Annotated in this window: 13 protein-coding genes and 1 other RNA gene; 6 read left to right on the top strand and 8 right to left on the bottom strand. The window is 43.5% G+C overall.

Going from position 1 to position 11,484, the window contains the following annotated elements; all coding sequences use genetic code 11:
- Positions 1–113 precede the first annotated feature (113 nt).
- The 4 genes from BUC22_RS12955 to BUC22_RS12945 all read right to left on the bottom strand — a co-directional run bounded on the left by BUC22_RS12955 (position 114) and on the right by BUC22_RS12945 (position 1,726).
- The gene (locus BUC22_RS12955) at positions 114–785 is read right to left on the bottom strand and encodes a phosphoadenosine phosphosulfate reductase (RefSeq protein ID WP_073383071.1); all 672 of its coding nucleotides are present in this window, start codon (positions 783–785) and stop codon (positions 114–116) included.
- Complete coding sequence (locus BUC22_RS22125; RefSeq protein ID WP_180494375.1) at positions 782–931, bottom strand: hypothetical protein; 150 nt, start codon at positions 929–931, stop codon at positions 782–784. Before BUC22_RS22125 ends, BUC22_RS12955 begins: the two co-directional genes overlap by 4 nt.
- An 85-nt stretch (positions 932–1,016) precedes the next feature.
- The gene (locus BUC22_RS12950; protein WP_073383068.1) at positions 1,017–1,313 is read right to left on the bottom strand and encodes a helix-turn-helix domain-containing protein; all 297 of its coding nucleotides are present in this window, start codon (positions 1,311–1,313) and stop codon (positions 1,017–1,019) included.
- Between the two features lie 176 nt (positions 1,314–1,489).
- Positions 1,490–1,726, bottom strand: a complete 237-nt coding sequence (locus BUC22_RS12945; RefSeq protein WP_073383064.1) for a helix-turn-helix domain-containing protein — start codon at positions 1,724–1,726, stop codon at positions 1,490–1,492.
- A gap of 164 nt (positions 1,727–1,890) precedes the next feature.
- On the opposite strand from BUC22_RS12945, the gene BUC22_RS12940 reads away from it, so the two are divergent.
- The 4 genes from BUC22_RS12940 (at position 1,891) to BUC22_RS12925 (ending at position 5,277) form a co-directional block, all read left to right on the top strand.
- Positions 1,891–2,520 (top strand): LexA family protein, encoded by a 630-nt coding sequence (locus tag BUC22_RS12940; RefSeq protein ID WP_073383062.1) that lies wholly within the window; start codon positions 1,891–1,893, stop codon positions 2,518–2,520.
- A gap of 131 nt (positions 2,521–2,651) precedes the next feature.
- On the top strand, positions 2,652–3,575 hold the full coding sequence (locus tag BUC22_RS12935) for a hypothetical protein (protein WP_073383060.1): 924 nt from the start codon (positions 2,652–2,654) through the stop codon (positions 3,573–3,575).
- The gene (locus tag BUC22_RS12930; RefSeq protein ID WP_073383057.1) at positions 3,532–4,002 is read left to right on the top strand and encodes a hypothetical protein; all 471 of its coding nucleotides are present in this window, start codon (positions 3,532–3,534) and stop codon (positions 4,000–4,002) included. Before BUC22_RS12935 ends, BUC22_RS12930 begins: the two co-directional genes overlap by 44 nt.
- Before the next feature lie 159 nt (positions 4,003–4,161).
- The gene (locus BUC22_RS12925; protein ID WP_073383055.1) at positions 4,162–5,277 is read left to right on the top strand and encodes a tyrosine-type recombinase/integrase; all 1,116 of its coding nucleotides are present in this window, start codon (positions 4,162–4,164) and stop codon (positions 5,275–5,277) included.
- A gap of 140 nt (positions 5,278–5,417) precedes the next feature.
- On the opposite strand, the gene rnpB is transcribed toward BUC22_RS12925, so the two are convergent.
- The 4 genes from rnpB to BUC22_RS12905 all read right to left on the bottom strand — a co-directional run bounded on the left by rnpB (position 5,418) and on the right by BUC22_RS12905 (position 9,201).
- Positions 5,418–5,764, bottom strand: an RNA gene (gene rnpB / locus BUC22_RS12920) — RNase P RNA component class A.
- Positions 5,765–5,802: 38 nt separating this feature from the next.
- On the bottom strand, positions 5,803–7,287 hold the full coding sequence (locus tag BUC22_RS12915; protein WP_013380384.1) for a HAMP domain-containing sensor histidine kinase: 1,485 nt from the start codon (positions 7,285–7,287) through the stop codon (positions 5,803–5,805).
- Positions 7,277–7,945, bottom strand: a complete 669-nt coding sequence (locus tag BUC22_RS12910; RefSeq protein WP_013380383.1) for a response regulator transcription factor — start codon at positions 7,943–7,945, stop codon at positions 7,277–7,279. The genes BUC22_RS12915 and BUC22_RS12910 overlap by 11 nt, the downstream gene beginning before the upstream one ends.
- Before the next feature lie 20 nt (positions 7,946–7,965).
- The gene (locus BUC22_RS12905) at positions 7,966–9,201 is read right to left on the bottom strand and encodes a S1C family serine protease (protein WP_083591140.1); all 1,236 of its coding nucleotides are present in this window, start codon (positions 9,199–9,201) and stop codon (positions 7,966–7,968) included.
- 312 nt (positions 9,202–9,513) lie between these two features.
- Here BUC22_RS12905 and BUC22_RS12900 point away from each other — a divergent pair, with 312 nt between their 5' ends.
- Both BUC22_RS12900 and BUC22_RS12895 read left to right on the top strand, forming a co-directional pair.
- On the top strand, positions 9,514–9,750 hold the full coding sequence (locus BUC22_RS12900) for a hypothetical protein (protein ID WP_013380379.1): 237 nt from the start codon (positions 9,514–9,516) through the stop codon (positions 9,748–9,750).
- Between the two features lie 31 nt (positions 9,751–9,781).
- A complete protein-coding gene (locus BUC22_RS12895) occupies positions 9,782–11,332 on the top strand; it encodes a flotillin family protein (RefSeq protein WP_013380378.1) in 1,551 nt (516 codons plus the stop codon).
- Positions 11,333–11,484 lie beyond the last annotated feature (152 nt).

Raw genomic sequence — 11,484 nt, 5'->3', positions numbered from 1 at the left:
TTATGGCGGAACGCCCCTGTATTGGATCATTGTTTTTTCTCCATTCCTGTGGTACAATAACCACGTAACATATTGTCTGGTCCCTAATGCGTGGCTTCGCTTTGGGACCTTTTTTATTGTTCTAAAATTGGTTTAGGTTTTCTGCCCCGGTTCGGGGAAAGTTCGTCTAAAAAACAATTCTTTATGCAACTGTGCCCGATCTCCCGTTCTAATTTTGCCATCCGTTCAAACGCTTCCGGAAAATCCTTGCGGATCATGTTCCAGTAACCCATGCCGCCCTTTACACAGCCGATACAATTATTGTTCGGATAGCCCATGTCGTACATCTTCGGCCGCTTTAAACCGAGTTTTTTCGAAAGCTTGTGGCAGTCTTCTTTGGTCATGTTGGCATCGATGAGCGGGAATTCGTGAGTTATATCTGGTTCGGATTCTTGTAAACGATCTGCCCGGTGTTTTTCGGTGCAGTCATAGCCCCAAACATAGGTAAGCGGTTCATCCTGTTTCTTCTCCCACTCTTTCCGCACCTGTTTTTTAAGCATATTCGTACATTTTGCCCCATACGGAGAGTTTAAGAACCGGTACTTTTCCACAACCTTCTCGACGCTTTGGTGTTCGGATTGGAGAATTTCGATCTTCTTTCTAAAAAATCCCTCGCAGTCCGATAGAAAACGCAGACTATCGGGATGCTGATTCTCGATGTGGCAGTAAATCAGCCGATCAACATCTTTTGCCAAATATGCTGCAATAAAACTACTCACGCCACAGCTATACCATGCTACTTTCATTTCCTGTTTGCCTCCTCCTTCGCGACCAATATCGCCAATCCAACAATTGTTCCAATTCCAATCTCGATCAACCCAAGCGCAAAACTGTAAATCTTTGCGCCTGTCTGGCATAAGGAGATCAGAATCTCTAACATTAATCCTTCCATAGCCACCCCTTCCGAACTGCCAGGCAGATGCTGCTGTAGACGGCGATGCCGAGGAGGACGAAGGGTAGGCCGGCGATACTAAGGTTCATGAGGCGGCCTCCTTCCCTTCGTGTTTTCGGACCCATTCTGCCAACCCGTCACGGCTAAAAAACATCTTTTCTCCCTTTTCCCGCGGTAATGTTGGAAAATCTTTTTCATAGTTTGCAAGCTCGCGCAATCTTGTCTTTGCTATGCCAGAATACTCAGACGCTTCGTCGACATCCAGAACTAAGGGGTACTGCTGCGCCTTTAAATTTTCATGAATTTCATTAATGATACTTTCTTTTAGATCGTCAATAAAGAGCGCTTTGAATGCATCTGCAAATTTAATTAAATCGTCCATATTTTTTCCTTTCTCCCACCGGTACGATTAACAGGGCCGCGTTATGGTAAAAGTCTGTTAGCGTGTGTTCAGCCAAAGGTAAGCTTGATACGTTCTATATTTTGAGGAGGATTTAACGAGGGTTGCGACCCTGTTAATACTACCGGCGGGTGTTATTTTGCGCTTTACCTAAAAACTTACGTATTACGTAAGTCTTTGCTAAAAAAAATAGCTCCTGCTTTTTCTGGACTTATCTCCAAGGTTTCAACCAATTTATACATGGTATTAGCTGTTGGCATACTTTTTCCGTTAAGTATATTCCCTAAAATATTTCGATTTATATTAGCTTTTCTAGATAAAGTAGATATTTTATCTAAATTTTTTTCTACCATTATCTTTTTCAAAGCGATAATATCAACCGCATACCTATTCAAGTCAATCACCTTCTTTCCGGACTTACTTTTTACGTAAGTTTATGATAGCATCTCTTTATCCTTATGTCAACCTTTATGCGTAAGTTTTTTTGTTTTTAGTATTTTTTATATTGCATTTTGCGTAAGTTAATGGTAACATTAGCATTATCAGGAGGATGTTACTAATGAGTATTTTAAATGATCGAATAAAAGAACAAAGAGTAAAAGCTGGCTTCACCCTGTCAGATGTTGCTGATAAACTTAATATAAAAGAGGCAACGGCTCAGCGATATGAATCCGGTGCTATTAAAAATATAAAGCACGAAACGATAGTTGAATTAGCCCATCTTTTTGGTTGTTCACCACAATACTTAATGGGGTGGGATGACAATGTCACTCCTATCAAATTTTCGAATAAAAAATATGTACGGATCAAAGTTTACGGATCGGTTCCTGCCGGCATTCCAACAGAGGCTATTGAAGATTATGTTGATGAAGAGGATATCCCGGAAGAATGGACTCGCGACGGGTCTGAGTTTATAGGCCTTAAAGTTAAAGGTGATAGCATGTATCCCAAATATTTTAGCAACGATACAATCATTGTCCGAAAGCAGCCCGATTGTGAATCTGGTCAAGACGCAGTCGTTTATGTGAATGGTTTTGATGCCACTCTAAAAACTGTGGTAAAAAACAACGACAATACCATTACACTTAGACCGTATAATCCTGAGTATTTGCCAAAGACATACGGGCCTAATGATGATCCTGTTTCTTTGCTTGGAATAGTAATAGAAATCAGAAGAAGTATACAATAAAAAACGCCCCTGTGCACTAACACAGAGGCATCAAGCCAGCGAATTTCATATTAAAAGAATATTTTAGAAAACATTTTCATTTATCCTCTAATAGTGTATAATTACAATATCTATATTTTTAGGAGGAGAAAATGGAAACCCAACCTTATACTATAACTCGCTATTCGCTTATTCCGTCTAGCAGTTTTAATGAACAACTAACATTTAATTTAGAAAAAGGAGGAGCTTTTTCTAAAGAACAAGCATTTGAACAAGCAATATTCGAGCTTGAAAAAAATATCCATAAAGATATTTACATTGAAAGAGATGATACTAAAATCCACTATATGTTGTACTTTTCAGAGAGACTAGGAAAAGATACAGTTGTTCTGCAATTTGCCAAAGAAAAGACCATAGTTCTGAATAAGGTAACAGAATCTAAAATAGAAGCGCAGGAAACACCTGATTTTCCAAATACAAGCATTATTATAAATTTAAAGAAACAATATTGTTTTATACAAGAAAATCGAAAATTATCGTCCAGCATTAACTCAATTGCGAGTGCCTTTTCAAAGTGTATGAACAAATTATTTGATGAGTTGTATTTATTCATCATTATTGAAATTGAGTTAATTACCTCTGCTGCAAATTTTTGGAATATTGTTAAAGAAAATGATGGATACATTTCTTATGCTGAGTTTCAATTGATTTCACCAAATTTTCTAGGTATGGATTATGAGACTACAGAAATGTTAAAAGTATACCAAGAAGCTAATAATAATGAAAAGCTTACTATTGGCTTTGAAAATTCAAAGGGAAAACTAAAACTTTTTACGGAGTGGATACAAGAACTAATTAAATATATTTCTAACGGTTGTGGAATATGGCGTCTAAAAGTTAAGGGAAAAAGACCCACAATTACAAGTGAGAATAATCCTATTTCAATCCAGCTACCAGACTCTTCAGATATAAGCGATAAAGAAGCCCAAAAAGTTTTGGATGATGCCCTTGCCAAAATTGAAAGAATTGAAAATGAAAACAAAATTAAAAACAAAGAAAGCGATGATAGCAATTAAACTGCTTATCATTTTGGTGATCGGCGCAGTTCTACCTACTATGATTAATTTATCTAAAATGCAAATTCTACAATTTGATTTTTTGCTTAATTTTATAGGTGCGCAGATTGGGTTATCTCTAGCTCTTTTAGCTATATTTTTTACATTAATCGAAAAATACAAAGATAAATTAGGTAAAGAAAAGTTTAACATTTTTTTTACTCCTATAATTAATGAATTTAAAGATGACATCAAAAGTTATTTTGGGATGCTTATAATAATTATTATAGCGAGTTTTTTTCCTTTTGATACATCAATAACATTATTTTCATATACATTTAAAATAGTGCAGTGGATTGGTGTTTCTACATTACTATTATCAATAATAGTGTTGTGGGATATATTAAACGCAACTTTAAAATTGATAAAGTTCATTTCTGAATTATAAATATATTAAAAAACGCCCCTATGCTACCAACACAGAGGCGATGACATAGATTCCCGGGATAGGCCGGTACTACATCCTTAGACAAGATAATTGTACCACACTATCCCGGTAAAATGCAATTACCGGGCATTTTTATGCCCAAAATTAAGGAGGTACAATATGCCGCGCAGCAAATATGCTAAAAAAGTAAAAAATGGCAACACTTATTTTTTCTATCGAATGCGCCACAAAAACTTAAGGCGGCCACATGATTTATATGGAAAGTCTATTCCAGAGCTTGAACAAAAGATTGATGACCTAAAAAAAGAGCTGGACCGTGGCGTGCAATCAGATAAAGTATTTTTTTCCAATTATCTCGAAAAATGGCTTGAGGACGTTCTGTTAATAAATAAAAAACAAGCAACCATTAACAATTACAGATTAACCTTTAAAAACTATATCGAAAATTCTTCATTGAATCACATTCGCCTTAAAGAAATAACGGCATTTGATGTGCAGGATTTTTATAAAGAAGTCATTGAAAAGAACGGTGCTGGAAAGGGCACAATCGCCACATTAAAGAAACTTATCCATCCCTGCATAAGATATGCCTATACACAAGGTAAAATTCTAACAGACTTTTCCCGCTCGATCATCGTCCCTGCTGGAAAAGAAAAAGCGGCATCCTCCAAACGCTCCGCCAGAGCTCTTAGTATTCAGGAGGAACAGCAGTTAAGAGAAATCATCAAAGGAAAAAGGATTGAAGCGTTTGTTATCACAGCACTTGGCTCCGGCCTACGACACGGTGAACTCCTCGCCCTGACTTGGGATGACGTTGACCTCAAAAACGGTGTGATAACGGTCAATAAGTCCTATGGTGGTAAGAATGGTGTCGATTCTCCAAAAACGCCAACCGGCAACCGCCAGGTGCCAATAAGAAGCGATGTCGTGGAATGCCTTAAAAAGCACAAGCTTAAACAGAACGAAAAAATTTTACTTTACGCAAACAAATATCAGAATAACAATCTGGTCTTCCCTAATCCCACCGGCGGTTACCAGAACGCGTCTTCTAATATTATCGCTCTAAAAAAATTGACGGAAGCCCACGGCATCGAACGCATCACAGTTCATGACTTCCGGGATACCTACGCAACACGTTTATTTGAGCAGACCAGTAATCTGAAAATGATCCAACAGCTTCTCGGGCATAGTGACATTTCGACCACTGCCAACGAATATACGCACGTCTCCTTAAAAGAAAGTATGCAATTTATTCAAGCATTAGAAGATGCATAAGAAATGTATATTTTCTTTTTGCAAATTCTTATAAAAAAGCTATAGGGGGCAAAAAAGGGGGCAAAGTTAAATTTCAAAAAAGCAAGAGACCCATCAAATGGCTTAAACAAGCGGTTTGATGGGTCTTGTTGCTTCTAATTCATGTTACTAAGTCTGTAAGCCGAGTTCTGTCTTAGATAATCATCTGTCTAGATTCATTGTTACCAATGGATTCAAGCGACCTACCATTTGGACGGCGACGAGCAGCCGCCTTTTTTACATCCGTTCTTGGTCTTGCACCAGGTGGGGTTTACATAGCTGACGGATTACTCTCGCCACTGGTGAGCTCTTACCTCACCCTTTCATCCTTACCGGCCAGGCCGGCGGTTTACTTTCTGTTGCACTTGCCTTGGAGTCACCTCCACCGGGCGTTACCCGGCACCCTGCTCTGCGGAGCTCGGACTTTCCTCAGACAGCCTGCGCTGCCCGCGATTATCTGGCTTAGTAGCTTAGTCAGTATACCGCAAAAAGCCTGTAAAATCAATGTTAATTTTCATTTTTTTCGGCATTATCCTCTACGATCTTCATTTCAAACCAGAAATTACTTCCCATACCTGGCGCGCTGTTCACACCAAAGCGAAGGTGGTGCAGCTCCATGATATTCTTGACAATGGAAAGCCCCAGCCCGGTTCCGATGGAAGCCTGCTTATGGGCCTTGTCAATTTTATAATAGCGGTCCCACACATAGGGCAGCAAATCTTCCGCGATGCCATCGCCGTGATCCAGCACCTCAACCTTCACCGTATCTGCCAAAACAGTCTGGCGGATCACTACCTCTTTATCCGCTCCGGCATAGTTGACGGCATTGTTCACCAGATTGTAGATAACCTGTTCCATTTTAATCTCGTCAGCCTTCACAAAGACCTCTCTGTCCGCCTCAAAGCGTATATGATAACCCTCCTGCTCAATGAGCTTGGTATATCTTGTGAGAATCCGCCGGATACTCTTGGTCAGATTATACGGGGCTTCATTTAGAACCTGTACACCAGCCTGAAGCTTGGAGATATCCAGCATATCGTTAACCAGACTTGTCAGGCGGTTGGCCTCATCAATGATAATCTGCACGTTTTCCGGAGTGTTTTCTCCTGGAATGTCCCGCATCACCTCGGCATAGCCGGTGATCATGGTCAGGGGGGTGCGCAGGTCATGAGAAACATTGGCGATCAGCTCACGCCGCAGATTTTCTACCTTTGAAAGCTCCTCTGCCGCGTAATTCAGAGTATCGTTGAGCTCTGTGATTTCCCGGTAGCCTTCTCCGTCAAAGTGGACCTCCACATTACCCTTCGCGAGCTCCTTGGCACTTTCATTGATCTTGATAATAGGCTTTGATACTTTCTTAGACATAATAGCCGCAAAGATAAGGGCCAGAACCATAAATACCACGCTGATATAGAAGAGCTGGGAGCGCAGAGTCTGTACCGTGGCGTTAACAGGCGAAATCATGGTGTTAAGCATGATCACATACTGGTTGCCGTTGCCGCCTGTAATGATCTGAGTGTAAATCAGGTTTTCATCCCGCTCAAATTTCTTTTCAGGGATCACCCCCTGGCGGCCGTCACTGCTCTGAATATTTATGAGCTGGTAGCTGTCCTTGGAAAAGCTCTCAAAATAGGAGCCGCCGTGCTGCTTGGCCTGTAAGTACAGGTTGGTCAGATCCTGGGCTGTCATCTGGTGCAGCACGCAACGCGGAACAGTGTCCACATTGATCTCCACATTGTTTTGGGTATCGGTGATCTTCGCGCAGATATTATTCCGCCCCGCCACCTCGGTTACAATATTGCTCAAATCATTGCTGTCAATATTGGCAGAGATGGTGTTCGCCAGAGATTTGAGCTCACTGACCTTTGTCTGGCGGTAAAAGCCGTTTAAAAAGACAATCTGGAACAGCCAGATTACAAAGATCATGACCGCCGCAAAAAGGGCGATATAAGCGAAAAGCTTCCATTTAATGCTGGTATTCTTAAGCCTCAAAGCGGTATCCTACTCCACGCAGTGTCACGATGCACTTGCTGTAATCGCCCAGACTTTTTCTCAGCAGCTTAATGTGGGTATCCAGGGTGCGGTCATCACCATAAAAATCATAGCCCCAGACATTGGTGATAAGTTTTTCCCGTGTCAGGGCGATGCCCCGGTTGCGCACCATGTAAAAAAAGAGATCATACTCCTTTGGCGTCATCTCCACCGGCTTTCCGGAAATCGTGACACGCCGGCCGGCAAAATCCACTTCCAGATCTCCGATTTTTACCACGTCTTTATTCTCCTGGGCACCGCCTCTCCGTTTGAGAATCGCGCCCACGCGCATCATCAGCTCCTTAGGCGAAAAGGGCTTGACAACATAGTCGTCAATGCCCAGTTCAAAGCCATGGATCCGGTCGTACTCCTCACCCCTCGCAGAGAGCATGATAACCGGTGTATCCTTATATTTGCGGATCTCCTTACAGGCTGAGAAGCCGTCAAGCTCCGGCATCATAATATCCAGGATAATGATGTCAAAGTCCTGGCTCTTAGCAAGCTTTACCGCCTCCATACCATCGGCGGCCTCAACGACCTCATTGCCTTCAAATTCCGCGTATTTTCTTACAATCGCCCGTATTTTCTCTTCATCATCAACCATTAAAATCCGGTACATTTCTTTACCTCGTTTTTCTGTTAATTATTCGTGGTTGGTGTTTCCTCTCCCAGTGTGGCGTTTAAATTCAGCATACTGCCGCCGCGCTGTACTTCTATTTTAACGGTATCGCCTACCTGATGGCTCTTGATGGCGGCTTTGACATCTGCGGCGCTTGACACAGCCGTGCCGTCAACGGATACAATCATATCGCCGGACTGGATGCCTGCGGCTGAAGCACCGGAATTATCCGCCACCTTGGCCACGTACACGCCCATTTCAGAGACACGGTACTGCATGGCGGTTTCAGCTGAGTTGACATCCACCAGAGATACACCCAGGCTTGGGCGGCCCTTTACATAGCCGTTTTGAGATAAGGATTCGACCACTGTTTTCACATCATTAATCGGGATGGCAAAACCAAGGCCTTCCACGCCGGTACCCGTTGACTTGGCGTCCACGATTCCCACCAGCTCGCCGTATTCGTTGAACAGGCCACCGCCGGAGTTACCGGGATTAATGGCGGCGTTGGTCTGAAGCAGGTTCATGGTATCCCCGTCGATGGTGATTTCACGGTTCAGGGCTGAGACAATACCATCGGTAACCGTTCCGCCCAGCTCGCCAAGGGGGTTCCCGATCGCTACAACAGTCTCGCCCACGCTCAGCTTGTCCGAATCGCCCATGACCGCTGGCTGCAGATCGCTCGCGTTAATCTTGAGCAGCGCCACATCGGAGGTGGCGTCCGTGCCGACCAGGGTTGCCTCGTGGCTTTCACCGGATTTCAGGGTTACAGTAATCTTGCTGGCACCGTCGATGACGTGGTTGTTGGTCACCACATAGCCGTCATTGGTGACGATGACGCCGCTGCCCGCCCCTTGGGACACTGCCTGCTGAAGCCGGCTGTCTTTGGTCACTGTTTCAGTCTTGATTTCTACGACAGAATTTCCTGCCGATTCAGCAATCTGCTGGGTGGTCATGGCACCGGAATTGCTGGTTTCATTGGAGTTGGTGCTGGTGCGCTCTACGGATTGGTACATCACGCTTTTATTGTTACCGCCCAGATTGCTGGCCAGCATGCCGCCGCCAAAACCACAGGCGCCGGAGAGTACCAGGCCCACTGCCATCATGGCTCCGGTTTTCTTCGCGAAACCATTTTTACCCGCAGACCATTTTTTCTTTTTCTTCTGGTCACCGTCAATGGGCACCAGAGCGTTTTCAACCTTTGGTTCTTCATCATTATTGTTTGTAAATTGATTATTTGTGTATTGATCGTTCATTTGATCCTCCATTTATTTAAGTCGCATATTGCTTTTATTTTTGTTGATAGCCTTATTCTAAATGGAGAATGTGACGGTTTTATGAACGCTTCGTGAAAGGGCGCTGAAATTTGGGCTTTTTTCGCATTTTTGTGCGATTACCGTCATCTGCATCCTTTCTTCTTTATTTTACCCTAAGCGCTGCTTTAAATCAATGACTGGTAAATTTTTAGAAAAGCGCCACAAAATAAGATGAACGTGCTATAATAAGATTAAGAAAGGAGATATAAGAAATAAAGATGTTTGAAATGGTTATTTTAAAGGAGGTAAGCCGTGAAAATTGAAGATGTCCTGCCTTATATCCGCGATAAATCCGCCTATACGCTAAAGGAGGCGGAAGAGCTTCGCCTGCTGACCTGGAACGAAATCAATAAAGTCCAGGACCTGGCGGAAAAGAACAAGAATTTTGAGACCATTCAGCTCTGCATTACCTGCAAGGTACTCATCCAGAAGCTGGCTGATAATCCCGAAACCTACAAATTGAAAATCAACCCTGACGACGCGCATTAAGCACAAAATTTTTGAGAGGAAGGAAATTATTATGCTTACATTTATTATTATCGGTATTGTTATCATCGCCGTGGTTATATTATTGCTGACAGGCTATAAAAAAGCCCCGCCCTCCGAGGCGCTGCTCATTTCATCGCCTTTTTCCCACCCCATCAAGGACGCCCAGGGAAATGTTATCGGCACCAGTAAAATCAAGGTAGTGCCAGGTGGCGGTGCAAAAATCGTTATCCCTTACCTGGAAAAAGCTTATCGCCTGAGTCTTTCCACAATGCAGGTGGATATCGATACCTCCGAATACATTCCCACCAAGGACTACATTGGTGTCAAGGTCAACGCTGTAGCCAATGTTAAAATCTCCAGTAAACCTGAGTATCTCCTGTTAGCCGCTGAACAGTTCTCGACCAAGCGCATTGATGAAATCCGCGACATGGTCAAGCAGATTCTGGAAGGAACGATCCGAAGCGGCATGGGCGGCCTCAGCGTTGAAGACCTTGTTCAGAACCGTGAAAAATTTGCCAACCAGTGTGTTACCTCCGCCGAGGAGGACCTCCAGAAAATGGGGATGGAGATCATCAACCTGACGATTCAGTCCTTTACAGATAACAATGAGGTTCTTAAAAACCTGGCGGTTAAAAATTCTGCCGAAATCAAAAAAGAAGCGGATGTGGCGAGAGCACAGGCTGAAAAGGAATCCCGGATCAAGCAATCCCAGGCCGAGCGCGAGAGTAAAGAAATCGAGCTGGCTAACCAGGTAGCAGTCGAAGAAAAGACCAAAGAAAAGGACGTACAGATCGCGGGCTACCACCGCGAGAGCGCCATCGCCAAGGCCCAGTCCGATGTGGCTTACGACATCGAAAAAGAAGAACAGAACAAGGCACTGGTCAGTAAGCAGCAGGAAGTTGAGATCATCAAGGCTCAGAAAGAAGTTGAACTGAAGCAGCAGGAAATCCGTATCCGCGAAAATGAATACATGGCGGACATCGGAAAGAAAGCTGAAGCCGACAAAGCCAAAGCTGAATTTGACGCCGACGCCAAGCTTTATGCGAGCCAGAAGGAGGCCGAAGGGATTCGGGCCATCGGCGAGGCTAAAGCCGCCGCCATCGAAAAGGAAGCTCTGGCCATGCGCAAGATGACAGGACCTTCTGTTGTCAAGATGGTCATCGAAAAGCTGCCTGAAATGGTGGAAGCTGCCGCCAAGCCAATGGAAAAGGTGGACTCGATCACCATGTATGGTAACGGCAACGAAACGAAGATGGTTCAGGATGTTACCGGCGCCGCCAGCCAGATTTTCAATGCTGTCAAGGATGGTACTGGCCTGGACCTCAAAGATCTGATCGCCAGCTGCCTGAGTGGTGAGGTTCTGGATGATCTGGAAGATGCCCCGCCTGCTCCCGGAGTGTCATCAGAAAAAAAGGGGAAGCCTGATACTGCGGCCGAACCTAAAAAGGCACAGCCAGCGCCCGCTCCTGAGGAGCCAGTTGAAACGCTGGCCCCTGATCTGGATGAAATTTCTACGCTCGATGCACTGCGCCAGATGGCAAAAGAAGTCCAGAAGCATGACGCCGAACGTAAAAACAAATAAGACACTGATGAAACAGCAGATTTCCGGATCTGCTGTTTTTATAATGCCGTAAAGCATTTTCAGTAAAGCACACTCGCAGGGCTTCAACTTTAACATAATTTCAGGTTATACCTGTTATAACTTTAATTCAATATGAATTTATCTCAAATGGG

Origin of the sequence: Eubacterium callanderi (assembly GCF_900142645.1) — a bacterium.
GTDB lineage: Bacteria > Bacillota > Clostridia > Eubacteriales > Eubacteriaceae > Eubacterium > Eubacterium callanderi.
Note: the sequence above shows the minus strand (reverse complement) of the source record. Positions and strands in the feature narration are given on the sequence as shown.